At 73.1% G+C, this 22,523-nt stretch carries 15 protein-coding genes and 1 pseudogene; 9 read left to right on the top strand and 7 right to left on the bottom strand.

What is annotated here, in order from left to right:
• Positions 1–22: 22 nt before the first annotated feature.
• Together ACS04_RS15220 and ACS04_RS15215 are read right to left on the bottom strand one after the other, a co-directional pair.
• Entirely contained in the window at positions 23–1,501 is a 1,479-nt protein-coding gene (locus tag ACS04_RS15220; protein WP_048477127.1) for a PepSY-associated TM helix domain-containing protein, read from the bottom strand.
• A gap of 74 nt (positions 1,502–1,575) precedes the next feature.
• Positions 1,576–2,259, bottom strand: coding sequence for a hypothetical protein (locus ACS04_RS15215; RefSeq protein ID WP_209441701.1), 684 nt, complete (start codon positions 2,257–2,259; stop codon positions 1,576–1,578).
• A gap of 164 nt (positions 2,260–2,423) precedes the next feature.
• Here ACS04_RS15215 and ACS04_RS15210 point away from each other — a divergent pair, with 164 nt between their 5' ends.
• The 8 genes and pseudogenes from ACS04_RS15210 to ACS04_RS36265 all read left to right on the top strand — a co-directional run.
• Positions 2,424–3,026, top strand: coding sequence for a rhomboid-like protein (locus ACS04_RS15210; protein WP_048477125.1), 603 nt, complete (start codon positions 2,424–2,426; stop codon positions 3,024–3,026).
• 69 nt (positions 3,027–3,095) lie between these two features.
• On the top strand, positions 3,096–3,893 hold the full coding sequence (locus ACS04_RS15205; RefSeq protein WP_048477124.1) for a tyrosine-protein phosphatase: 798 nt from the start codon (positions 3,096–3,098) through the stop codon (positions 3,891–3,893).
• A 190-nt stretch (positions 3,894–4,083) separates the two neighbouring features.
• The gene (locus tag ACS04_RS15200; protein ID WP_053080778.1) at positions 4,084–6,021 is read left to right on the top strand and encodes a hypothetical protein; all 1,938 of its coding nucleotides are present in this window, start codon (positions 4,084–4,086) and stop codon (positions 6,019–6,021) included.
• Between the two features lie 173 nt (positions 6,022–6,194).
• Entirely contained in the window at positions 6,195–7,619 is a 1,425-nt protein-coding gene (locus ACS04_RS15195) for a hypothetical protein (protein WP_107438612.1), read from the top strand.
• Positions 7,620–7,735: 116 nt separating this feature from the next.
• Positions 7,736–8,632 carry a metal-dependent hydrolase gene (locus ACS04_RS15190; RefSeq protein ID WP_048477122.1) on the top strand — a complete coding sequence of 299 codons (897 nt, stop codon included), beginning with the start codon at positions 7,736–7,738 and terminating at the stop codon, positions 8,630–8,632.
• Positions 8,629–9,678, top strand: a complete 1,050-nt coding sequence (locus ACS04_RS15185; RefSeq protein ID WP_048477121.1) for a PDR/VanB family oxidoreductase — start codon at positions 8,629–8,631, stop codon at positions 9,676–9,678. Before ACS04_RS15190 ends, ACS04_RS15185 begins: the two co-directional genes overlap by 4 nt.
• Before the next feature lie 31 nt (positions 9,679–9,709).
• Positions 9,710–10,432, top strand: coding sequence for a TetR/AcrR family transcriptional regulator (locus ACS04_RS15180; protein WP_048477120.1), 723 nt, complete (start codon positions 9,710–9,712; stop codon positions 10,430–10,432).
• 22 nt (positions 10,433–10,454) lie between these two features.
• Positions 10,455–10,976, top strand: a pseudogene (locus ACS04_RS36265) (N-acetyltransferase family protein); the annotation flags it as partial.
• Between the two features lie 111 nt (positions 10,977–11,087).
• Here the strand turns inward: ACS04_RS36265 and pulA are convergent.
• Entirely contained in the window at positions 11,088–16,439 is a 5,352-nt protein-coding gene (gene pulA, locus ACS04_RS15175; protein WP_048477119.1) for a pullulanase-type alpha-1,6-glucosidase, read from the bottom strand.
• Between the two features lie 134 nt (positions 16,440–16,573).
• The gene (locus ACS04_RS15170) at positions 16,574–18,283 is read right to left on the bottom strand and encodes a carbohydrate-binding module family 20 domain-containing protein (protein WP_048477118.1); all 1,710 of its coding nucleotides are present in this window, start codon (positions 18,281–18,283) and stop codon (positions 16,574–16,576) included.
• 308 nt (positions 18,284–18,591) lie between these two features.
• Between ACS04_RS15170 and ACS04_RS15165 the strand changes: the two genes are divergently transcribed.
• A complete protein-coding gene (locus tag ACS04_RS15165; protein ID WP_245236399.1) occupies positions 18,592–18,843 on the top strand; it encodes a hypothetical protein in 252 nt (83 codons plus the stop codon).
• A 147-nt stretch (positions 18,844–18,990) separates the two neighbouring features.
• Here ACS04_RS15165 and ACS04_RS15160 read toward each other — a convergent pair whose 3' ends face one another.
• The 3 genes from ACS04_RS15160 to ACS04_RS15150 form a co-directional block, all read right to left on the bottom strand.
• Positions 18,991–20,007, bottom strand: a complete 1,017-nt coding sequence (locus tag ACS04_RS15160) for a LacI family DNA-binding transcriptional regulator (RefSeq protein ID WP_048477116.1) — start codon at positions 20,005–20,007, stop codon at positions 18,991–18,993.
• A complete protein-coding gene (locus tag ACS04_RS15155; protein WP_048477115.1) occupies positions 19,992–21,599 on the bottom strand; it encodes a glycoside hydrolase family 13 protein in 1,608 nt (535 codons plus the stop codon). The genes ACS04_RS15160 and ACS04_RS15155 overlap by 16 nt, the downstream gene beginning before the upstream one ends.
• A gap of 75 nt (positions 21,600–21,674) precedes the next feature.
• Entirely contained in the window at positions 21,675–22,523 is an 849-nt protein-coding gene (locus ACS04_RS15150; protein ID WP_048477144.1) for a sugar ABC transporter permease, read from the bottom strand.

The following is a 22,523-nucleotide window of genomic DNA, read 5'->3' as shown; positions in this document are numbered from 1 at the left end:
TACGGGCCCACCCCCCGCCGGGCTAGGCCGCGCGGCGCGCCGCGACCGCTCCCAGCACCACGTCCACCGCGAGGAACGCGAGCAGGCTGATGCCGAGCAGCGGTACGAACCACCCGACCACCGCGGTCGCGGCGGCCAGCGGGAGCAGCACCGCCGCGGGTACCTTGCGCCAGGCCCCGCGCGGCTGCGCGCGGCCGACCGAGAGGGCACGGTCCTTGGTGGGCCGGCGCAGCCACCACATCCGGTAGCCCCAGAACACCAGGAACATCACGGCGAGGGCGAGCGCGCCGAGCGCGATCTGGTTGGCGAGCCCGAAGGTCTTGCCCATGTGCAGGTCGATGCCGAACCGCGTCAGCTTGGCGAGCAAGGGGTAGTCGGCGAAGCGCAGTTCGTCGATGATCCGGCCGTCGGCGGGATCGACGGCGACCGCGTCCAGGTGGACCGGCAACTGCTTGTCCTGCTCCTTGATCACGTAGCCCTTGCCCTTGGCGGGCAGGGTGACGCGGAGTTCGTGGGTGACCCCGGCGGCCCGGGCGGCGGCCACCGCCCTGTCGATGCCGATGTCCGCGGCGGGCGGGGCCGCGGGCATCTCCATGCCGTCGGGCATGGGGTGCCCGGTGTGGCCGGCGTGCGCGTCGGAACCGGCGTCCGAACCGGGGGTGAGGGCCGCGGACACCGAGGGGGTGGCGCCGCCGAGCCCGTCCTGGAGCTGCCCGATGTTCTCACCCGCGTACTTCGACCAGGTCAGGCCGGTGGCGGAGAGCCCGACGAGTCCTGCGACGGCCCACAGGCCCACGGCCCCGTGCCAGGACAGGGTCTTGCGGCGGCCGGTGGCGGCGCGGTCGGGCAGGACGAGCAGGGCCTTGCGGGAGCGGCGGCGGCCTATCCACAGCGCGAGCCCGCCGAGTGCGACGACCCACAGCCAGCTCGCGGCGAGCTCGCTGTAGTTCCGGCCGAACTCGCCGAGGTGGAGGCTGGAGTGGAACTCGCTGAGCCAGGCGCGCAGCGGCAGCGCGTCGCCTTCGGTGGTCAGCACCCCGTTGACGTGGGCCGTGTACGGGTCCACGAACACGGTACGGGTCTGTCCCTCCTCCAGCCCCGGAGCCTCCATGATCACGCGGGTGGTCGACTCGGAATCGGGTGCGGGCCACACGCCTACGACCTTGCCCTCCGGGACGGTGGCCCGGGCGGCCGTGAGCTGGGCGCTGAGCGGCACGGTGCTCTCGCCGACCCGGGCGACGGTCAGTTCGCCGGAGTAGACGATCTTCTCGGCCTGCCAGGAGCCGGCGTACAGCAGACCGGTCGCGGCGGCGAGGAAGAGGAGGGGGGCGATCAGGATCCCGGCGTAGAAGTGGACGCGCAGGAGCAGCGGCCGCAGGGCGGCCCAGGCTCCGGGTTTCGGGGATGCGGCGGGAGTGCCGGGGGCGTCGGGGGTATCGGGTGTGTCGGGGGTCGCTGCGGCGTCCGGGGTGCGGACGTCCCGAACCTCGTCAAGGGACATGTGGGTCCTAGGTGTTGGCGCAATGGCGAAGACATGGGTGAACCGGCCCCAGGTCTCGCCCCCTCGGCGATCGTTCAGACGGCGAGGGCGGTACGGCCGGGGGCCGTGGCGCGGGGGTACGGCCCCCGGGGCGGTCCGCGGCGCACCAGGGCGTGGGCGGGTACCGCTCCGCGCAGCCTGCGCGGGGGTTCGTACGGCGGCCGGGGCGCGGCCGGCGCCGGTACGGGGGCCACCCGGGCCCGGAGCAGCGCGAACGCGCGGGCCAGCGGCCGGGCCGCGAGCAGCGCCGCGGCGCCGAGGACCGGGGCCAGCCGGAACACGGCGGCCTCGCCCCAGGCCAGCCAGGCGGCGCAGAACAGACCGGCGAGCACGTGGGCGGCGATCATGCCGAGTCCGCCGTGCCCGGCCATGCCGCTCATGCCGTCCGCACCGGCCATGCCGCCCATGCCGGCCATCTCGTCCATGCCGGCCATCCCGCTCATGTCCGCGAGGCCGTGCGCGTCCGCCATGCCGTGCAGGGAATGCCCGCCGTCCATGCCTCCCGGCACGGGGTGGTGCATGGGCATGGGCACGGACATCGGGAGCCGGTGGCCCGCACTCCCCGCCTGGCTGCCCGAGAAGACCAGGTGCAGAACCCCCTGGACGGCGAGGAGTGCCGCGCCGATCCCGGCCGGCCCGCGGCGGCGCCCGGCGCCGAGCCATGCGAGCCCGCCGGTCACCCCGAAAGCACCCATAAGGCCTATCAGGGGAACATCCATGCCGGACATGTACGAATGCCCCATCGCGCCCAATGCCGTACACACCGCCGCGAACATCGCGGCCCGTGTGACGCGCAGCGGCGCGGGGGTTCCTGGCATGGCTGAAACATGCTCGCACGGGCCCCGGCTCCGCCAGTCCGAGGGTCGTATCCGATCATGATCGGATGAAATCACTGCTGTGGCCGCCCCCGGTCCTCGGCGTGGTGTATGCGGGCGGGGTCCAGCTCGGCGCGTACGCCCTGGAGCGACGGGGGCCGGCGGAGCGCGAGCGCGTGCTGCGGGGCTGCTCGACGAATGTCGACAATCTCGCGGCCGGCCGCTGGGAGACCCTGCTGAGCAGCGCCTTCGTCGTCGAGGAGCCGATGCCGCTGCAGTACGCCCTGCTGCTGCTGGCGGTCCTCGGGTACGCGGAGTACGCGTACGGGGCCTGGTGGACGGTCGGGGTGTTCCTCTTCGGGCACGCCGCGGCGACGCTCCTGGTGTTCGGCGCCCTGCGCGGCCGGGCCGACGCCCCGACCCGGCGTGCCCTGGACGTGGGCGCCAGCTACGGCTTCAACGCGGTGCTCGGCGCGCTGACCTCCGCGCTGCCGCGCGGTGCGGTCCGTACGGCCGCCCGGGCCGGGCTGCTGGCGCTCGCCGTACGGCCGGTGCTCAAGCGGGAGCGGACCTTCACGGACGCCGGGCACCTGGCGGCGCTGGGAATCGGGGTGGGGCTGTCCTTCGCCTTCGATTACCTATCCGGGACGAAACACCCGAAAATCGGATGAACGCATAGCCATCGCGCCACTGGCCCCACCCATGCCCACCGCCGCACCCACACCGCTGGAGCCGCCACGATGACCACGACCACCCCCTCCACCACCATCGCCAACCTCCGCGATCTCGGCGGCACCCCCCTCTCCGGCGGCCGCACCGTCCGCCCCGGCCTGGTCCTGCGCTCCGGCCAGCTCGACCGGCTCGACGTGGCCGCCGACCCGGTCGTGGCCGCGCTGGGCCTGCGCACGGTCATCGACTTCCGCACCGACGCCGAGCGCGCCGCCCACCCGGACCGCATACCCGAGGGCGTGCGCCTCCTGGTCGAGGACGTCCTGGCGGACAAGCTGAACGCCGGGAAGATCCCGGCCGCCACGCAGCTCAAGGACCTGCTGTCCGACCCGGCGATGGCGGAAGAGCACCTGGGCGGCGGCAAGGTGCAGGCGCTGTTCGCGGACACCTACCGGTCCTTCGTGTCCACGGCTTCCGCGCAGACGGCGTACCGGACCCTGCTCACCGAGCTCGCCGACCCGCAGGCGGGCCCGCTGCTGTTCCACTGCACGGCCGGCAAGGACCGTACGGGCTGGGGCGCGACCGTCCTCCTGTCGCTGCTCGGCGCGGACGACGAAACCCTGATGGAGGAGTACCTCTCCGTCAATCCGGCGGTCAAGCAGGCGTTCGCCCCGATGATCGAGGGCTTCACCGTCGCCGGCGGCAACCCGGACATCGCCCTGGGCCTGATCGGGGTCTTCCCCGAGTACCTGCGGGCGGCGCTCGACGAGGTGAGCACGCGCTACGGCTCGATGGAGAAGTACGTGCGCGAGGGTCTCGGCGTCCCCGACGAGGCCGTCGAGGCGCTCCGCACCCGCCTGACGGCCTGACTCCCCCGCCTCCCCCGGCGGCTCCGCCCCGAGGGCCCCCGGCCGCCCCCGGGCCGCCCCGGACGGCCGAACGGGCGGCGCCCGGGCCGCCTGCGGGGCCAAACGGTCCCCGTTCGGCCCCGCGGCCTTTGACCCGAACGTGCGAGCCGGGGACGGGTGACCATCCGACGATTCGCTCGTTCTGCTGAACGTGACTGCGCCGGACACCGCCACCCGCCCCCCGTCTCCCGTGCCGCCTCCCGACGTCGAGCTGGCCGAGGCCGCCATCGTCGAGCACTACCCGCGGCTGGTGCGGCTCGCCTACCTGGTGCTGCCACCCGCCCTCGGCCGCAACCGCCGGGTGCTGACCGCCCATTCGCTGGTCCAGCGGGCGCTCCCGCGCGGGCGGCGCGGGGCCGCTGCGGAGGCGGCCGCCGTACAGGGCGGGGTCCCGGGCCAGCGCGGGAGCGCGGGCGGCGACTCCGGGTACGCGTACGTGCGGCTGAGGGTGCTGCGCGGCGCCCTGGAAGCCGGGATCCCGCTCACGTTCAAGGCGCTGCCGCGGCGGGCCCAACTGCCCCCGCTGCTGCCCCAGGTGTGGGGACTGCGGCTGTTCCCGCGCTCCGGCGGGGCCGAGGAGCTGGCCCTGGACCAGTGGCTGGCCACCCTCGACGGCCCCGGCCGGGCGGCCTGCGTCCTGCGGGCGCTGGAGCGGCTGCCGGAGCCGGAGGTGCTGCGGGTGCTGGCGGAGGCCGGGGTCGCGAACCCCGCCGCCGCGGTCGCCGAATCGGGGGATCCGGCCAACGACGCCCTGTTCGCCTCGCCGGAGTTCGATCCGTGCGTGCTCCAGGCGCGCCCCACCGACCTGCTGCGCCGGCGCCGGTTCGCGCGGGCCGCCCTGGCCGGTGCGGCCGCCCTCGCCGTGTGCGGGGCGCTGCTCGCGCTGCCCGGCGGCGGCTGGGGCGCGGACGGGGCCGCCGCCCCGCCGTACGCGCTCAACGCGGCGGCGGAGCAGGCCCTGGACCCGGGCAAGGTGGTGCGGGTCGCGCCCACCGCCTGGCGCACGTCCTCCCGTACGGGCTTCTCCACCTGGCCCGCCCGCGGCGACCGCACCGACGACGCCGAACTGCTGCGCCGGGCGCTGGCCGTGTGGGCCCGGCCGGGCCGGACCGTGGTCGCGTCGGCCACCCCGGGCACCCCGCCCGGACCTCCGATGGGCCCCCCGCAGCTGCTGTTCGCGGGCACCGTGGACCAGGCGGTCGTGGTCCTGATGTACGACGGCCTGCGCGTGGTCCGGTACGCCGAGCCCCGCTCCGGGACCTCGGTCGCCGCCCTCGATTTCGCCCGGACCGACGCCGCCTCGGCGGAGTCCGCGACCGCGCTGGTCCTGAGCCGGGTCGACGGCAACGTCCGCTACCTGACCGCTCCGTGGGTCACCGGCGTGGGACTGCGGGACCTGCTCAAGCCCGGTGAGGCCACGGCCGCCCTGAAGCCGGGCCGGGACGGGGTCACCCCGCCGGTGGCGAGTCCGGCCCCGGCGGGCAACTGCACCGCCTGGAACGCCCTGTCCCTGACCGGCGGCGGCGCCACCCGGCTGGTCACCGACCTCGGCGAGGTGACGGCGGCCCGCCTGACCTCGGGCGCGCCGGGCGCGGAGCGCGACGTGACGGAGGGGGCGGAGCTCGGCGACTGGTCGCGGATCGCGTGCCTGCTGCCGTCGGTCCGCTCGCACGGCGTCCGCAGCGTCAACGCGTGGACGTACGCGAAGCAGCCCCTGCCCGAAGGCGACGGCACGGCGACCTGGCTGTGCACCCGGGCCGAGACCTGGGCGGGTACGGAGGACCGGGTGCAGGCGCAGTTCCTGGCCCCGGGCGCCCCGCTGGCGGCACAGGCGGCGAAGGCGGAGGGTTCGCCGGCGTGCGGGGCGCGGGAGCCTCGGGTGCTGGCCGGCGTGCTGTGGAAGTCGAAGGCGGGCCAGTGGTACGTACTGGCGGCGGGAAGTGCGCAGTTCGCGTCGCTGTCGGTGTCGGGCGGCGGGGTGAACGGTTCGGCGAACGGCAACCGGCTGGCGGTGAAGGCGCCGGAGGGCGCCCAGGTGGAGCTGGCGGGCAAGCTGACGGACGGCACGAAGGCGGGGGTGCTCCGGTAGAGCGCGGCCGACGTGGGTGAATCTTCAACCGTCAGGGGCCTCAACCATCAAGACCGGTCGGGGAGTTGGCGGGATCCGGACATGACGGCCGCACAGCGCACATGACATGATCGGGTTCCGGTTACCACTCGGTAACCAGCGAACACCCCCTCATGTACCGAAGGTTCCCCCACGTGCGCATGCTCGCCCGACGGCTCCTGCTCCCCGGCCTGACCACCCTCGCGCTCACCGCCACCGGCTGCGCCTCCACGACGCACACCGACGCCGCGGCCGCGGCCGCCCCCGCCCCCCTCGCACCCGCCGGCGACGGCACGTCGCAGCAGCTCGACGTGGCCGCGGCCCCCGAGGGCACGCCGACACCGGCGGCCGTGGCGCGCGCCGGCGCGAAGGGGAGGACGGAGCAGTCCTCGCTGAAGGTCGCCTCGTACGACCAGGCGAGCGGACGGGCCGTCATAGTCAAGGCCCCGCAGGGGCCCGCACCCAAGCCCACGAAGTCCTCCTCCGCCTCCCCGTCCGCCTCGCCCTCCCCGACGGCCGACAAGCCCGTCGCCGTGGGCGACGTCATCGCCAGCGCGCCGGCGCCCGGCGCCCCCAACGGCCTGCTGGCCAAGGTCACCGAGGTCGTCGGGAAGACCGACCGCGGCACCGAGGTCAAGACCGCCGCCACGACGCTGGCCTCCGTCCTGGGCGAGGACAAGGCGGAGGGCAAGGTCCCCGTCGACCCGTCGTCGGTCACCGTCGAACCCCTGCTGAAGGGCGTCACGTTCTCCTGGGCCAAGAGCGGGGGCGTGAAGTTCGGACCCGAGGGCGCCAAGCTGCCGCTCGGCAACCTGCGGCTCGACGTGAACGCCGCCGTCGACACCGCCCCGGACGCCCCCGCCTCGGCCGGCGCCTCGGTCTCCGGGTTCGTCCAGCTCGCCCCGCAGGTGGAGTTCTCGTACGACGGCACCCCGGGCGCCGGCTCCGGCCCGCGCGGCGCCTTCCTCGGCATGAGCGGCGACTGGTCCTCGCAGTGGAAGCTCCGGGGCCGCGCCGCCGCCAGCACCGGAGCCCCCAAGCGGATCCCGTTCGCCAAGCTGCACAGCGCCCCGGTCATCCAGGTCGGCCCGGTGCCGGTCGTCGTCAACCTGGACTTGACCTGCTACGTGCAGGTGGAGGCCGACGGCCGCGTGACCCTCGACGTCCAGCAGGACGTCAAGGGCGACTTCAAGGTCGGCGGCAGCTACACCCTGGGCAAGGGCTGGACGCCGGTCAGCCGGTCCGACGTCAAGAGCACCCCGGTCACGGCGGGCGTCACCGCCGCCGGCAAGGTCAAGGGCGCACTCGGCGCCGAGGCCTCCGTCGGCCTGTACGGGGCCGTCGGCGTCAGCGCGGACTTCGCCCCGTACCTGCGCGGCGAGGCCGACGCCAAGGCGAGCGCCTCCAGCGACGGCAAGACCTCCCTCAGCGGCTCCTGGGCCCTGTACGGCGGCTTCGACCTGAGCGGGAACCTGCACCTCCAGCTCTCCCTGTTCGGCACGCCGCTCTTCGAGCGCAAGATCCCGCTGGGCGCCCTCAACCGCGAGTGGCCGCTCGCGAGCGGGCACGCGGAGCGGTAGCCGCGGCGGGCAGGTGAGCAGGAAGGCCCCCGGGCGTGCGCCACGCACCGGGGGCCTTCGAACTTGAGGGGCGCAGAGGGGTTTTCCTCGCCCCTACCCCTCAGTACATTGACGCCATGTCTAATACGCCGCCCGCCCCCGCCCCCGTGGCGTCGGAGCACATCGAGCTCAAGGCGCGGAACGTGTCCTTCGGCTGGGAGGACACCCCGCTCCACTGGCTGCCCGGCGACCCGTTCGCCACGCACACCATCAACGTGCTGCACCTGCTGCTGCCCGCGGGCGAGCGCTGGTTCGTGCACGTCTACAAGCAGGTGCTCCCGTACATCAAGGACGAACGACTGCGTGCGGACGTCGTCGGGTTCATCGGCCAGGAGGCCATGCACGCCGCCGCCCACGACGACGTGCTCCCCCACCTGAAGCGGCTGGGCCTGGACCCGACGCCCTACACGGCGCAGGTGGACTGGCTCTTCGAGAAGCTGCTCGGCGACCGGACCCTGCCGCCGGGCAAGGCCCGCCACTGGTGGCTCATGGAGCGGGTCGCGCTGATCGCGGCGATCGAGCACTACACGGCGTTCCTCGGGGACTGGGTGCTCAACGCGGACGAACTGGACCGCCGGGGCGCGGACCCCGTGATGCTGGACCTGCTGCGCTGGCACGGCGCGGAGGAGGTGGAGCACCGCTCGGTGGCCTTCGACCTCTTCATGCACGTGGACGGCGGCTACCACCGGCGGGCCAGGACCTGGGCCACGGCGTTCACGGCGCTCGTCTTCCTCTGGCAGCGGGGCACCCGCTTCTTCATGGAGAACGACCCGGAGCTGCCCGCCGCCAAGGCCTCGCTCGGCCAGTTCTTCCGAGCGGGCCGGCAGGGGACGCTGCCCTCGGCGGGCGCGATGCTCAAGTCGATCCCGACGTACCTCTCCCGTACGTACCACCCCTCCCAGGAGGGCTCCACGGCCCAGGCAGTGGCCTACCTGGCCTCCTCCCCCGGCGCGAACGGCGGTGCCGCCGCATGAGCCGCGCCCTGAAGCTGGCGGCGGTGGCGGGCGTGGCGCTGCTGACCCGGCGCGCCCTGAAGGGGCGCATCGCCCGCTCCCCGCTGTGGCCCCTCCCGGCGCTGGAGACCCCGGTCTCGGGCCACTCCCCGCGCCGCTGGCTGCCCGCGCTGATCGTGTCCCGCGCCGAACCCGCGCAGGGGGTGCTGCTGCTGACCCTGGCCTCCCCGGAGCTCCCGCCGTGGACCCCGGGCGCCCATGTGGACGTACAGCTGCCCTCCGGCCTGATCCGCCAGTACAGCCTCTGCGGCGACCCGGCGGACGCCGGCCGCTACACGATCGCGATCCGGCTGGTCGAGGACGGCCGCGGCGGCTCCCGCGAGGCGCACGCCCAGCTGGTGGAGGGCGCGGAGCTGCCCGTGCGCCCGCCCCGCAACCGCTTCCCCCTCGTGCCCTCCCCCTCGTACGCGTTCGTCGCGGGCGGGATCGGCATCACGCCCGTCCTGCCGATGCTGCGGGCGGCGGAGGCGGCGGGTGCGGAGTGGACCCTCCTGTACGGCGGCCGCTCGCGCTCCTCGATGCCGTTCCTCGCCGAACTGGAGGCGTACGGGCCCCGGGTCACCGTCACCGCGCAGGACGAGGCCGGCCTGCCCGATCTCACCCCGCTCACCGGGGCGGCCCCCGGCACCCTGGTCTACTGCTGCGGCCCGGAACCCCTGATGGAGGCGGTCGAAGCGGCGGCCGCCCCCCACGCGCCGGTCCACCTGGAGCGCTTCACGGCCACCGCCCCCACGACCGGCGCCTCGCACCCCTTCACCGTCGAACTCCACCGCTCGGGCCGCACGATCGAGGTCGGGAGGGACGAATCCACCCTGACCGCGGTCCGCAGGGAGCTCCCCGACACCCCGTACTCCTGCGCCCAGGGCTTCTGCGGCACCTGCCAACACCGCGTCCTCGCGGGCGAGGTGGACCACCGCGACACCCTCCTCACGGACCAGGAGCGCGAGGACTCGATGCTCCTGTGCGTGTCCCGCGCCCGCACCGACCACCTGGTCCTCGACCTCTGAGCGCTGCCGCGGGCCCAGTAGGGTGTTGCGCATGACTACCGGGACGCGGCGCAGGATGGGTGTCGAGGAGCGGCGGCAGCAGCTGATCGGGGTGGCCCTGGAGCTGTTCAGCCTCAGGTCGCCCGACGACGTGTCGATCGACGAGATCGCGGCGGCCGCGGGGATATCGCGGCCGCTCGTCTACCACTACTTCCCTGGCAAGTTGAGCCTGTACGAGGCCGCTCTGCGGCGGGCCGCCGACGAGCTCGCGCAGCGCTTCGTGGAGCCGAAGGAGGGTCCCCTCGGGGCGCGGCTGCTGCGCGTCATGGGCCGGTTCTTCGCGTTCGTCGACGACCACGGGCCCGGTTTCTCGGCGCTGATGCGCGGCGGCCCGGCCGTCGGGAGCAACCGGACCAACGCGATGATCGACGAGGTCCGGCAGGCCGCGTACGAGCAGATCGTGACGCACATCGGCATCGAGGACCCGCCCGCCCGCCTGGAACTCGTGGTGCGGTCCTGGGTGTCGCTGGCGGAGTCCACCGCGCTGATCTGGCTGGAGGGGCGGAAGATCCCGCGGGCCGAGCTGGAGCTGCAGCTCGTGCACGACTTCGCCGCGCTGGCCGCCGTATCGGCCGCGTACGACGCGGAGATGGCCGCCATCCTCGGCCGGATCCTCGCCGACGAGCCAGCCGACGGGCCGTTCGGGGAGCTGGTCGGGCGGCTCGTCGGGCTCGTCCCGCCGGCCGCGGGGGCCGGCGTTCCCGCCCCCCGGTGATCATCCGCGTGATAATGCGCCCGTGATCATTAATGACGGGATCCTGTTCCGGCGTGCCGTGGAGAAGGACGCCGCCACCCTGGTGGCCCTGCACGACCAGGCCGCCCGGTGGATGCGCAAGCACGGGATCGACCAGTGGAAGCCCGGGGACAAGGACGCCGCGCACTTCCTGGCGAAGATGCGCGAGGGCGAGGTGTGGCTCGCCGGGGACGCCGACGGGCTGATCATCGGGGCGTACGAGCTGTGGTGGTCCGACGAGGAGGCCTGGGGCGTCCAGCCGCCGGTCGCCGGCTACGTGCACCGGCTGATGGTGGACCGCGAGACGGCGTCGCCCGGGACGGGGCGCCTGCTCCTGGAGCACGCCGAGAGCCGGATCGCGGGCACCGGCCGCGATCGCGCCCGCCTGGACTGCGTCTCCACCAACCCGAGGCTGCTCTCGTACTACCGCGGCTGCGGCTACCGGGTGGTCGGCGAATTCCCCTCGAAGCAGGGAAAGGACGGCCGGGTGTACGGGGTGATCCTGCTGGAGCGCCGTCTCGCCGTAGGAGGGCGGCGACCCCGCCTCCTCCGAGTGCGGGAGGCGGTCTCCGGCGGCGCCGGACAGGCCGAGGGGGCGGTGCGGACCGTGGTCCCCACCGCCCCCTCCTCCGCTGTGTCAGGGCCGCTTGAAGACGGCGACCGTTCGGGGCGGGGTCGTGAACTCTCCCGTCCGCACGTCGTACGCGGCCTGCCTGACCGCGGCGTCGGACCCGGCCGCCTGGGCCGGGTGCAGGGTGTACGCGGTGCCCGCGAGGGCCGGGACGCGCTGGGACTGGGCGGCGGGGGTGGCGTTGAACACCACCACCAGGTCGCCGAGGGTCATGGTGATCACCCCGGGGGTCTCGTCCTTGCCGGAGAGCGGGAAGGCCAGCGCGGCCTGGACCGCCGCGGGCGTGGTGAGGGCGAAGGCGGGTTCGGTCGTACGGATGCGCAGCAGGTCGCGGTAGGCGGCCGAGGCCCCCGTGATCTCGGCGCAGCCCGGCGCCTTGCCGGCGGCCAGCAGCGGCTTCGCGTAGACCCACTTGGAGCCGTTGTCGGCGGCCGGCGGCAGGCCGCGCCCGAAGCCGTTGCCCTGGCGGCAGTCCCAGTGGATGGCGTTGAACCAGTCGCCGCTGTCGTAGGAGTTGCGGTCCAGGGACTTCGAGCGGAGCAGGTCCGTACCGGCCTGGGACAGGGACGGGCCCTGCGAGAGGGTGCCGACGGCCATCGCCAGGACCTGCATGCGGGCCCGGTCCGGGGCCGAGGTGCCCGGCGCCAGCTTGTACGCCAGGGCGTCGGCCAGGGTCTCGTTGTCGTGGGCGTCGGCGTAGGCGAGGGCGTCACCGGGGGCCGCCGCGTACCCGGCCGGGGAGCCGTTGTAGTCCACCTCGGAGCCCTTGGTGGGCTTGCCCGCGCTGTCGGTGAAGGCGTACGAGGCGAGGTTGCCGGACAGCCCGACCTTGATCAGGTCCTGGGCGTGCAGCAGGCGGGCCCGCTGCTGGTCCGCGGTGCCGTTGGCGGGCGAGGCGTTCGGGGCGGTGAACAGGCCCGAGGCGAAGCCCTGGACGCGCGGGTCCTCGTCGAAGGGGCCGCCGCCGCGCACCGCGTCGCGCGAGCGGTCCGAGAAGGTGGCGATGCCGGTGCCGGCCATGTTCTTCTGGGTGGCCTGGACGAAGCGGGCGTCGTCGGCGACCTCCCCGAAGTTCCAGCCCTCCCCGTACAGGATGATCTTCTTGCCGTCGACGCCGTCCTTGGCGACGGTCAGCGCGTCGAGGGCCTGGCGCACGGCGAGGATGTTCGCCTTGGGGTGGTGGCCCATCAGGTCGAAGCGGAAGCCGTCGACCTTGTACTCCTTGGCCCAGGTGACGATCGAGTCCACGACGAGCCGGCCCATCATGGCGTTCTCGGGCGCGGTGTTGGCACAGCAGGTGGAGGTGGCCACGGAGCCGTCCGCCAGCAGCCGCTGGTAGTAGCCCGGCACGATGCGGTCCAGGACCGACTTGTCCGACTGGCCGGCGGCCACGGTGTGGTTGTAGACCACGTCCATGACGGTCCGCAGCCCGGCCCCGTTCAGCGACTGGACCATCCTGCGGAACTCGACGGTGCGGGCCGTGCCGTTGGGATCGCTCGCGTACGAGCCCTCCGGCACGGTGTAGTGCAGCGGGTCGTAGCCCCAGTTGTAGGCGTCCTTCGCGGCCGCGGCGGCCACGCAGGCCTGCTGCTCGGGCGAGTCCGGCGCGTACACCGACAGGTCGCAGGCGGGTTCGGTGCGGTCGGAGGCCTTCTCCGGGATCGTGCCGATGTCGAAGGCGGGCAGGAGGTGGACGTACGAGGTGCCGGAGGCGGCCAGCTCGCGCAGGTGCCGCATGCCCGCCGAGGCGGTGTCGGTGAAGGCCAGGTACTGGCCGGGATGGGTGCTCGTGGGGTCCGCGACCGAGAAGTCGCGGATGTGGAGCTCCTGGATCTGCGCGGAGGTGAAGGGGACGGGCGCGGGCTTGCGCAGGCCGCGCCAGCCGGGCGGGGCCAGCTTCGGATCGGCCAGGTCGACGGCCAGGCTGTAGGTGGAGTCGGTGGTCAGGGCGGTGGAGTACGGGTCGGTGACGCGGTTGTGGACCATCCGGCCGGTGCTCGGGGCCCAGACGGTGACGGCGTAGCGGTAGGGCTTGCCGCTCCAGCCGCGCTCGCCGCGCACCGACCAGACGCCGGTGGCGTCGTCGCGGCGCATGGGGACGGTGCGGCCGTCGAGTTCGAGGGCCACCTGCCGTGCCGTGGGCGCCCAGACGGAGAGGGTGGGGCGGCCGTCCTTGAAGACGGGGCCGAGGGGGGCGTTGTTCGCGTACAGGTCGTCGAGGACGCCGGCGAGCTGGACGCCGGTCGCGGCGAGGACGGCGCCGTTCGCGGTGCGGGCGCTCGCGACGAGCTGGCCGCGCAGGGCCTCGCGTACGCGGCCCCGGTCGCGCGGGTCCACGGTGAAGGCGGCGTACGTCGCGAGGTGCGGGAACTTCTGCTTCTGGGCGGCGGTGAGCTCGGCCCTGGCCAGGCGCAGCCACTGTGCGCCGTCCGCGTGCAGCACGCCGTCGGCGGCGGTGACGGTGCCCTCGCGGGAGGCGAGGAGCTCGGTGGAGGCGGCCGCGGCGGGGGCGTTCCAGGCGACGGTGTCGCGGTCGATCCAGACGGCCTCGGACTTGGTGAGGTCGAGGGCGGCGGAGGAGCCGGCGGGCTGCGGGAGGAGGTAGGGGGCCCGGCCTCCCAGCATCCAGACCTCGTGGCCGGTGGCCTTCAGGTCGAGGGACTGGTCGGTGGGGAGGTCCTTCTCGTCGCCCTTGTGGAGGATGTAGCCGAGGCTGGTCGCCCCGGCCGCGAGCGGGACCTCGTACACGGCGCCGTAGGAGTCGGTGCGGGCGGGCATCAGCGGCTTGGACCAGTCGGTGGGGTTCGCGGCCCCGGTCCACACGTGCAGGCCCCAGCCGTCGTAGGCGCCGTCGGGGCGCTGGTAGTGCAGGACGGCCTTGGCCTGGTCCTGGGGCGGGTAGGCGGGGCGGTCGGTGGTGGCCGCCACCTTGCCCTGCTCCAGCCAGACCTCGCCGCTCTTGGTCACGTCGAGGGTGCGGTCGGCGGTGACGTCCTTGTTGCCGTCCTTGTCGATGACGAGGTAACCGACGGAGGAGGCGCCGGGCTTGAGGCGGACGTAGGCGAAGGCCCCGTACGCGTCGCGGCCGGTGAAGTCGTGGCCGGCCGGCCAGGGGGTGGCCTCGCCGTCGGCCAGGTCGCCCCAGGCGTACAGGCGCCAGTTCGTGTAGTCGCCGTCGGCGCGGCGGTAGTGGACGACCGCGTAGTCGCGCTGGGTGGCGGTGGGGACCGGCGAGGGCGGGGTCAGGCCGGAGACGGACTCGGCGAGGGCGCTCGCGGTGCGGCCGGAGGCGTCCACCACGACCGCCTTGTAGCGCAGGGCGGGGCCGGCCGGCGTCGTGGCGTCGATGTGCTGGGTGACCTTGTACGGGGCGTGGTCGGCGGAGCCGAGGACCTGCCACGTGCCGGTGCCGGTCTGGGCGGCGAAGACGACCCGGTTCAGGCCGCCGCCGGTGACCTCGGCGGAGAGCTCGACGGTCCCGGCCGCTCCGGCGGCCGGGGCCTTGAGGGTGAGGGCGGGCTTGGCGGCGGGGGCGGCGAGGGGAGCGGCGCCCTGGAGGACCACCGAGCCGAGGGCGGGGACGGTGACGGTGAGCTTGCCGGCCGAGGAGGCGCGCAGCAGCGCGGTGCCGCCGTAGAGGGTGCGGTACTGGGCGCCGGCCGGGGCGTCGAGTTCGACGGTGCGGGCTTCGGCGGCATTGTTGGCGGCGACGAGGTACTCGGTGCGGGACCGGGTGTCGGTGCGGGCGAAGGCGTAGACGGACCCGTCGGCGAGACGTTCGCTCTGGACGCCGTCCCGTAGCGCCGGGTGTTCCTTGGTCAGCTTCGAGAGAGCACTGATCTGCTGGTAGAGCGGGTGTCCCGGATCGTAAGCGTCGCTCGCATGCGTGCGCACCGTTCCGAGCTGGTCGTCGTCCAGGTAGTCGGCGATCTTCGTGGCGAACAGCGGCTGCCGCGCGTCCTTGTCACCGCCGGCGCCCGTGAAGCCCTGCTCGTCACCGGAGTAGATCACCGGGTTGCCCCGGGAGAAGAACATCAGCTCGTTGGCGAGCCGGTAGCGGTCCAGCAGTTCCTGCTCCCCCGCCCCCGGCCGGTCCTGCTTCAGGAAGGTCCCGAAGCGGCCCATGTCGTGGTTGCCGAGGAAGGTGACCTGCTCGTACGCGTTCGCCTTGTCCGTGGTGTACCGGTAGTCGTCGGCCAGTACGGAGCCCAGCCGCGGGGCGCCCGCGCCCTGGGAGGCGTACGCGCGGATCGCGTCCTGGAGCGGGAAGTCGAGGGTGGCGTCGAGGCGGCCCTGCGTCACGTATGGGGAGGTGACCGCGGTGTCGGCGGAGTAGACCTCGCCGAACATGAAGAAGTTCTTCCGGCCGCGCTGGGCGGCGTACTTGTCGAGGGCGGTGGCCCACTGGGTCCAGAACCCGGTGTTGACGTGCTTGACCGTGTCGATGCGGAAGCCGTCGATCGAGAAGTCCTTGACCCACTTCTCGTAGATCTTCTCCATCCCGCTGACGACCTCGGGACGCTCGGTCCACAGGTCGTCGAGGCCGAAGAAGTCGCCCTGGTCGGAGGATTCCCCGGCGAAGGTGGAATCGCCCCGGTTGTGGTACATCGTCGGGTCGTTGAGCCAGGCGGGAGCCTTCAGGTTCTTCTTCGCGTCGGGCACGAAGGGGGTCCGCGGGAAAGACCCGGTGTCGACGCGCGGGAACGTGCGCTTCCCGTCCGCGTAGTCGGAGTCCTCGAACGGCACCCCGTCCTTCGTCAGATAGGGGAAGGCCCCCTTGGAGAGGTAGGAGTAGGACTGCTCGCGGTAGTCGACGACGTCGGCGGTGTGGTTGGTGATGACGTCGAAGAAGACCTTCATCCCCTTCGCGTGCGCCTTGTCGATCAGCCGCTCCAGGTCGGCGTTGGTGCCGAAGTGCGGGTCGACCTGCGTGAAGTCGGTGATCCAGTAGCCGTGGTAGCCGGCGGAGACCTCCCCGGCCCCCTTCCCCTGCACCGGCTGGTTCTTGAAGATCGGCGCCATCCAGATGGCGGTGGTGCCGAGCCCCTTGATGTAGTCGAGCCGGTCGGTCAGCCCCTTGAGGTCGCCGCCCTGGTAGAAGCCCTTGTCCGTCGGGTCCAGCCCGGTCTCCAGCCGGCTGCCGGTCAGGCCGCCGGTGTCGTTGCGCGGATCGCCGTTCGCGAAGCGGTCCGGGAGGACGAAGTAGAACTGGTCCCGGGTCAGGTCGTGCCGGGCGGGCTCGGCGGCCAGTTTCGCGTCCGAGGGCGGGGCGGGCGGCGCGGCGGCCGCGGCCGGGAGGGCGGGCAGGAGCGTCACGGCCAGGGCGGCGGCGATCGCTCCTGCGGCGGGGCGTATCAAGGCGGTTCTCCTCGGGTACGGGGCGCGGGACGAGGGCCGCCCGGCTGGTGGCGGGGTGGAACGCCGGGCGGCCCTGGTCTGGGGGGTGCGGGGTGGCGTGGGGTCCGGTCGGGTCCGGTCGGGTCCGGTCGGGTTCAGTTGCGCCAGGTGTCGTTCAGCACGGTCTGGCCGCTCGCCGGGACGGTCGCGGTGCGATTGGCTCCGCTCTCCCAGGTGACGTTCCCGGCGGCGTCCTTGCGGAGGTACTTGTACGAGAACGCGGTCCCGGCCGGGAGGGACACGTCCAGCTTCCACACGGGGTACGCCGCCGGGTCCAGCTTCAGGGCGCCCGCGGTGTTCCAGCCGCCGAGCTCCGCGCGGTCCCCGGTGACGTAGATGTCCTGTCCGAGGGCGGTGGTGGCGTTGACGGCGAACGAGGCGCCCGCGACCGCGGCCGGGGGCGTGGTCCCGCCGGAGGCGCAGGTACGGGCGCCCGCATGCAGGGCGAGGGCGGTACCGGCGCCGAGGGTGGCGGTGAACTGCCCGGCGGTGTTCACCTTGACGGTGCGCCCGCTCTGGACGTCGCAGTAGTCGCCGGCCGGGAGGGAGCTCTGGAAGGTGCGGGTGAGGGCCGCGCTCTCGTGGTTGATGGCGACGTACGCCTTGGACCCGCGCCCGAAGGCGATCCGGTCGGCTCCGTCGTCCCACCAGTCGGTGACGGCCTGGCCGCGGGCGGCGTTGCGGAAGGCGACCATGGAGGAGATCTCCCGCCAGGCGTGCTGGCACTTCCACCCGTCGGCGTAACAGGCCTTCACGGAGCCGCCGTTGGGCGGGCCCGCGTCCTTGTCGCTCCACTCGTACCCGGAGTGCACGTCGGGGGATCCGTACGGCCAGGCCAGCATGAAGACGCTGGCGAGGGTGTAGGCGGAGCCGTCCTTGTAGTTGAGGGTGTCGCCGCCCCGCTCGGTGTCGTGGTTGTCGACGAACACGGCGGCCTGCGCGCTCGGCATGTATCCCCAGGCCTCGCCGAAGTTCTTCAGGTAGGCGAGGTTCTCGTTCTGGAAGACGCGCTTCAGGTCGCGGGCGTAGCGGAACTCCTGCACGTCGCCGTTGCCGAGGTACTCGGAGGGTGAGACGGCCTCGCCGGCCCCGTGGATGGCCTCCTGCTTCCAGTAGGCGGAAGGATTGCTCAGCCGGGACTTGATGTTGGCGAGGTCGGCGGCGGGCATGTGCTTGGCGGCGTCGATCCGCAGGCCGTCGACGCCCAGCGACAGCAGGTCGTTGAGGTACCCGGCGATCCGCCCCCGCACGTAGTCCTCGCCGGTGTCGAGGTCGGCGAGCTGTACGAGTTCGCAGTTCTGGACGTTGGCGCGGTCCTGGTAGTTGGAAATGGTGGTCCGGCAGTCGTCCATGTCGGAGCCCGAATAGAGCCCGGGGTAACCGTACTTCGTGTACGAGGACCCGCCGGTCCCGACGCCGTCGCCGGCGGCCATGTGGTTGATGACGGAGTCGGCGACGACCTTCACCCCGGCGGCGTGGCAGGTGTCGATCATGGCCTTGAACGCGGCGCGGTCGCCGAGCCGTCCGGCGATCTTGTAGCTGACGGGCTGGTACGAGGTCCACCACTGGGGGCCCTGGATGTGCTCCTGGGGCGGCGAGACCTGGACGTACCCGTACCCGGCGGGCCCGAGCGCATCGGTGCAGGCCCTGGCGACGGAGTCGAAGCGCCACTCGAAGAGGACGGCGGTGACGTCCTTGGTCCCGGGCGCCGCGGCGGCGGCCTGCGGTGCCGGGCCGGTGAGGGCGGCCGCGGCGAGGGCGGTGGCGGCGAAGAGAGTTGCAGCTCTGACGGCTCTGGCAGGCATGCGGGGGGCCTCCTGGCGGGAGAGGTGGGGATTGCAGCGACCGTAGGGGCCGGGTAGGAGGCCTGCAAGAGTTTGCGCAAGAGATTGCAGAATTGTTTCCGGGGCGTGTCCAGCCGGACGGGCAGCCCGGCCGCGCGCGCGTTCCGGCCCCGACGACCAGGGGGGCGCACGAGGGGGGCGCAAAATGTCGAAACGATACAGCTGCGGGCATTGGAGTGAACACCCGTTCCCGGCGGCGCTCCCGGACGGTTGGACCGGCGGACGCGCGGAACCAGCAGCGCGTCCTTCCGACGATCCTTAGGGGAGTCATGCGCATTCGTTCTGCTGTCACCGCGTCCGTCCTGGCCGCCGGCATCCTGCTCGGCGGAGCCGGTGCCGCCCTGGCCGACGACCTCGACGTCGACTACTTCACCGGTGGCCGCGCGGCCCACGCGTCGAACTGCTCCACGTTCGCCGCGGTCCCGCACAACCTCCCGGCGTTCGCGGGCCCGGTCTACAACTCGTCCTGCGAGAAGAGCGGCGACAAGGAGTGGCTGACCGGGCAGCACATCGGCGCCTGATCCGGCGCACGGCACCGCGGGGGCGGACCGACGGCGACGTCGGCCGCCCCCGCGGCGTTCGCGCCACTGGGCCGTGCCTTTCGGATCACGGCGGGCCCGGGGCGTCTGGCACCCCCGGCTGATCCACCCCGATCCGAAAGACGCGGCCTAGTCCGGGACCTGGGCGGTCGAGCCCCTGACCACCAGTTCCGGCTGGAAGACGTACTCCGTGCGCTGGACCGGGGTGCCTGCCACCGCCTCCAGGAGCGCGCCCACCGCCGCATTGGCCATCGCGCGGACCGGCTGGCGGACCGTCGTCAGCGGGGGGTCCGTGAAGGCGATCAGCGGGGAGTCGTCGAAGCCGACCACCGAGACGTCCTCGGGAACCCTCAGCCCCCGCTCCCTCGCCGCGCGGATCACACCGAGCGCCATCGGGTCGCTGCCGCACACGATGCCCGTGCAGCCGCGGTCCAGCAGGGCGCCGCCCGCCGCGTGGCCCCCCTCCACCGTGAACAGCGTGCGCTGGATCAGGCCCTCCGCTTCCGCCGACGGCAGCGCCGCCGTGAAACCGGCCTCCTTGCGGGCCGACGGGACGTACCGGGTCGGCCCTATCGCCAGGCCGATGCGCCGGTGGCCCAGGTCCGCGAGGTGGCGTACCGCCATGTCCGCCGCCGCACGGTCGTCCGGCGAGATGAACGGGGCGTTGACGTGCTCGTTGAAGCCGTTGATCAGGACGAAGGGGATGCCCCGCGAGGACAGCCGGTGGTAGCGGGAGGGGTCCAGCGAGGCGTCCGCGTGCAGGCCCGACAGGAAGACGATCCCCGTGACCCCCCGCTCCTCCAGCTGCTCCACCAGCTCGTCCTCCGTGGCCCCGCCCGGCGTCTGCGTGCACAGCACCGGCGTATAGCCGTGGCCCGCCAGCGCCTGCTCGATGACCTGCGCGAACGCCGGGAAGATGGGGTTGGTCAGCTCGGGGATCAGCAGCCCGACCAGCCCGTTGCTGCGGCGGCGCAGGCGCACCGGGCGCTCGTAGCCCAGCAGGTCCATGGCGGCGAGCACCCGGTGCCGGGTGCTCGCCGCCACGCCCGCCTTGCCGTTGAGCACACGGCTGACCGTCGCCTCGCTGACCTCGGCCTGCGCGGCGATGTCCGTCAGCCGGAGCGGGGAGGTCACTCCTGCCACCACACCGCCGTGTCGGCCCCGAGGACCCCGGGGTCCGTCACCTCGCCGCTCGCCAGCAGTACCGTCCCCGGCGCGGGCATCCGTACCGGCTCACCCGTGGTGTTGGCCGTGCAGACGAAGCCCCCGCGCCGGAACGCCAGTACGCCCTGCGGCGCCTCCAGCCACTGGACCGCGTCGCCCGCGCCCAGGTCGGGGTGGGCCCGGCGGATGCGCAGCGCCGCCCGGTACAGCTCCAGGGTGGAGTGCGGGTCGCCCGTCTGGGCCTCGACGCTCAGCCCGGCCCACTCGGCCGGCTGCGGCAGCCAGCTGCCGCCGTCACCGAAGCCGTACGGGGCCTCGCGACCCGACCACGGCATGGGCACGCGGCAGCCGTCGCGCAGCCCCTCCTGCCCGTTCTCCTTGAAGAAGGAGGGGTCCTGGCGCACCTCGTCCGGGAGGTCGGTCACCTCCGGCAGGCCGAGCTCCTCGCCCTGGTAGACGTACGCCGACCCCGGCAGCGCCAGCATCAGCAGCGCGGCGGCGCGCGCCCGCTCCAGGCTGCCGAAGCGCGTGCGGTGGCGTACGACGTCGTGGTTGGACAGCACCCACGTGGTCGGCGCCCCGACCGGGCGCATCGAGTCGAGCGAGTCGTCGATCGCGGCGCGCAGCGCCTCGGCGTCCCACCCGGTGCTCAGGTAGTGGAAGTTGAACGCCTGGTGCAGCTCGTCGGGGCGCAGGTAGAGGGCCGTGCGGTCCGCGCTCGGGGTCCAGGCCTCGGCGACGCCGATGCGGTCGCCGGCGTACTCGTCGAGCACCTTGCGCCAGGAGCGGTAGATCTCGTGGACCCCGTCCTGGTCGAAGAAGGGCAGCACCTGGTTGCCGAGCAGCTTGAGCTGCTCGTCGCGGCCGAGGTCGGGCAGGCCGGGGGCCTTCACCAGGCCGTGGGCCACGTCGATGCGGAAGCCGTCGGCGCCCAGGTCGAGCCAGAAGCGCAGGATGGAGCGGAACTCGTCCTGGACGGCGGGGTGTTCCCAGTTGAAGTCGGGCTGCTCGGGGGCGAAGAGGTGCAGGTACCACTCGCCGTCCGCGACCCGCGTCCACGCCGGGCCGCCGAAGATCGACTCCCAGTCGTTCGGAGGCTCGGAGCCGTCGGCCCCCCGCCCCGGCCGGAAGTGGAAGCGCTCGCGCAGCGGGGTGCCGGGGCCCTCCCGGAGCGCCTGCTTGAACCATTCGTGCTGGTCGGAGCAGTGGTTGGGGACGAGGTCCACGATGATGCGCAGGCCCAGCCCGTGGGCTTCGCGGATCACGGCGTCGGCGTCGTGCAGGGTCCCGAACATCGGGTCGATGGCCCGGTAGTCGGCGACGTCGTATCCGGCGTCGGCCTGCGGGGAGGCGTAGAAGGGGCTGAGCCAGACGGCGTCGACGCCCAGCTCCTTGAGGTACGGCAGTCGGCTGCGGATGCCTTCGAGGTCCCCCATGCCGTCCCCGTTGGAGTCGGCGAAGCTGCGCGGATAGACCTGGTAGATCACCGCTTCTCTCCACCAGCCGGGCGCGGTGCCGGTGGTGGTGGGAAGGCCACTGTCCGAAGGCAGTGCGTCGGCGAGGTGCTGGGTCATGTCGTCCTTGGAGAGATCGGGCCGGGGGTGGGAGGGGGCAGGCAGGGTGGTCGGCCCTGGCTCGCGGAAGGGGGGTCAGCCCTTGGTCGCGCCTGCCGTCATCCCGGCGACGAGGTGACGCTGGGCGAAGAGGAAGAAGATGGCCGCCGGGATGGCGATGAGGACCGATGCGGCGCTCATCGCACCCCAGTTGGAGGTGTACTGCGTGACGAAGGTCTGCAGGCCTCCGGCGAGGGTGAGGTGTTCGTCGCCGACCATGAAGGCGGAGGCGTACGCGACCTCGCCCCAGGCGGTGATGAACGAGTAGAAGCCGGTGACGGCGAGGCCGGGCTTGGCCAGCGGCAGGATCAGGCGCCAGAAGGTGCCGAAGGGGTTGAGCCCGTCGACGCGCCCGGATTCGTCGATCTCGACCGGGATGTTGTCGAAGAACCCCTTCATCATCCAGGCGCAGAACGGCACGGCGATGGTGAGGTACGTGATGATCAGCCCGAGCGGCTGGTTGAGCAGTCCCAGGTCGCCCATGAGGTTGTAGAGCGGGACGATCAGGATGGCCATCGGGAACATCTGCGTGATGAGCAGGGTCCACATCAGCGGCTTCATGCCGGGGAACTTGAACCGGCTGACGGCGTAGCCGGTCGTGGCGGCGATGAACACGCCGAGGACGGTGGTGATGCCGGCCACGAGCACGGAGTTGCCGAACCAGGTGAAGAAGGAGGTCGACTCCACCAGGTAGCGGTAGTTCTCCAGGGTCGGTTCCTTGACGAAGTCCGTGGAGATGGCGTGCTTCGCGGGCTTGATCGAGGTCAGCAGGACCCACAGCACCGGGAAGACGGCGATCACGGACGCCACGATCAGGGTGGCGTGCAGTGCGGCGGAGGCGAGCGGGGAGCGCTGCCCCCTGATGCGTGTGCGCGGGGTCGTCAC

It is taken from the genome of Streptomyces roseus (genome assembly GCF_001044425.1).
In the GTDB taxonomy this organism is placed as follows: Bacteria; Actinomycetota; Actinomycetes; order Streptomycetales; family Streptomycetaceae; genus Streptomyces; species Streptomyces roseus.
Note: the sequence above shows the minus strand (reverse complement) of the source record. Positions and strands in the feature narration are given on the sequence as shown.

Excerpts from the sequence above, each read along its gene's own strand:
- ACS04_RS15220 (WP_048477127.1), bottom strand. The coding sequence starts at position 1,501 with ATGTCCCTTGACGAGGTTCGGGACGTCCGCACCCCGGACGCCGCAGCG.
- ACS04_RS15215 (WP_209441701.1), bottom strand. The coding sequence starts at position 2,259 with ATGGATGTTCCCCTGATAGGCCTTATGGGTGCTTTCGGGGTGACCGGC.
- ACS04_RS15210 (WP_048477125.1), top strand. The coding sequence starts at position 2,424 with ATGAAATCACTGCTGTGGCCGCCCCCGGTCCTCGGCGTGGTGTATGCG.
- ACS04_RS15205 (WP_048477124.1), top strand. The coding sequence starts at position 3,096 with ATGACCACGACCACCCCCTCCACCACCATCGCCAACCTCCGCGATCTC.
- ACS04_RS15190 (WP_048477122.1), top strand. The coding sequence starts at position 7,736 with ATGTCTAATACGCCGCCCGCCCCCGCCCCCGTGGCGTCGGAGCACATC.
- ACS04_RS15185 (WP_048477121.1), top strand. The coding sequence starts at position 8,629 with ATGAGCCGCGCCCTGAAGCTGGCGGCGGTGGCGGGCGTGGCGCTGCTG.
- ACS04_RS15180 (WP_048477120.1), top strand. The coding sequence starts at position 9,710 with ATGACTACCGGGACGCGGCGCAGGATGGGTGTCGAGGAGCGGCGGCAG.
- ACS04_RS15170 (WP_048477118.1), bottom strand. The coding sequence starts at position 18,283 with ATGCCTGCCAGAGCCGTCAGAGCTGCAACTCTCTTCGCCGCCACCGCC.
- ACS04_RS15165 (WP_245236399.1), top strand. The coding sequence starts at position 18,592 with ATGCGCATTCGTTCTGCTGTCACCGCGTCCGTCCTGGCCGCCGGCATC.
- ACS04_RS15155 (WP_048477115.1), bottom strand. The coding sequence starts at position 21,599 with ATGACCCAGCACCTCGCCGACGCACTGCCTTCGGACAGTGGCCTTCCC.